This is a genomic window from Pseudomonas agronomica (genome assembly GCF_025917275.1).
In the GTDB taxonomy this organism is placed as follows: domain Bacteria; phylum Pseudomonadota; class Gammaproteobacteria; order Pseudomonadales; family Pseudomonadaceae; genus Aquipseudomonas; species Aquipseudomonas agronomica.
Genome location: NZ_JAOSHO010000815.1, coordinates 1 through 1,440, shown reverse-complemented (window position 1 = coordinate 1,440; position 1,440 = coordinate 1). Strand labels below are relative to the sequence as shown.

Annotated in this window: 1 protein-coding gene; it reads left to right on the top strand. The window is 63.5% G+C overall.

Going from position 1 to position 1,440, the window contains the following annotated elements:
* On the top strand, positions 1 to 1,401 hold a 1,401-nt coding region (locus tag OC610_RS27365), incomplete at its 5' end, for a DHA2 family efflux MFS transporter permease subunit (RefSeq protein ID WP_264432561.1).
* Positions 1,402 to 1,440: the final 39 nt, after the last annotated feature.

Genomic DNA, 1,440 nt, shown 5'->3' with positions numbered 1-1,440 from the left:
CTGGGCGTCAGCTCGGAGCAGGGTACTTGGGTGATCACCTCGTTCGCGGTGAGCAACGCCATCGCGCTGCCGCTGACCGGATGGCTGAGCCGTCGGTTTGGCGAGGTGAAGCTGTTTCTGTGGGCGACGATGCTGTTCGTCCTGGCGTCGTTCCTGTGCGGGATTTCGACATCGATGCCGGAGCTGATCGGCTTCCGCGTGCTCCAGGGGCTGGTGGCCGGGCCGTTGTACCCGATGACCCAGACCCTGCTGATAGCCGTGTACCCGCCGGCCAGGCGCGGCATGGCCCTGGCGTTGCTGGCGATGGTGACGGTGGTGGCGCCGATTGCCGGGCCGATCCTCGGCGGCTGGATCACCGACAGCTATAGCTGGCCGTGGATTTTCTTCATCAACGTGCCCATCGGCATTTTCGCGGTGATGGTCGTGCGCCAGCAGCTCAAGGCGCGGCCAGTGGTCACCAGTCGCCAGCCGATGGACTATGTCGGCTTGATCACGCTGATCATCGGGGTCGGTGCGTTGCAAGTGATCCTCGACAAGGGCAATGACCTGGACTGGTTCGAATCGAATTTCATCATCATTGGCGCGCTGATTTCAGTCGTTGCCTTGGCGGTATTCGTGATCTGGGAAATGACCGACGGACATCCGGTGGTCAACCTGCGGCTGTTTGCCTATCGCAACTTTCGCATCGGCACCATTGTGCTGGTGGGCGGTTACGCCGGGTTCTTCGGGATCAACCTGATCCTGCCGCAATGGTTGCAGACCCAGATGGGCTACACGGCCACCTGGGCCGGCCTGGCGGTGGCGCCCATCGGCATCCTGCCGGTGTTGATGTCGCCCTTCGTCGGCAAGTACGCCCACAAGTTCGACCTGCGCCTGTTGGCCGGGCTGGCGTTCCTGGCGATCGGCCTGAGCTGCTTCATGCGCGCCGGGTTCACCAATGAAGTGGATTTCCAGCACATCGCCCTGGTGCAGTTGTTCATGGGCATCGGCGTGGCGCTGTTCTTCATGCCGACCCTGAGTATCCTGATGTCGGACTTGCCGCCGCACCAGATCGCCGACGGCGCGGGGCTGGCGACGTTCCTGCGAACCCTGGGCGGCAGCTTCGCCGCGTCGCTGACCACCTGGATCTGGATCCGCCGCGCCGACCAGCACCATGCGTACTTGAGCGAAAGCATCAGCACCTTCGAGCCGGCCACCCGCGAGACGATCAACCAACTCGGTGGCGCGAGCACGCCGGTCTACGCCCAGCTCGACCAGATCCTCACCAGCCAGGCGTACATGCTCTCCACCGTGGATTACTTCACGTTGCTGGGCTGGGCGTTCATGGGGTTGATCCTGCTGGTGTGGCTGGCGAAACCGCCGTTTGCGGCGAAGGCGGGGCCTGCTGCCGGCGGTCATTGAAGCAACCATGAACTCCTGTGGGAGCGAGCTTGCTCGCGA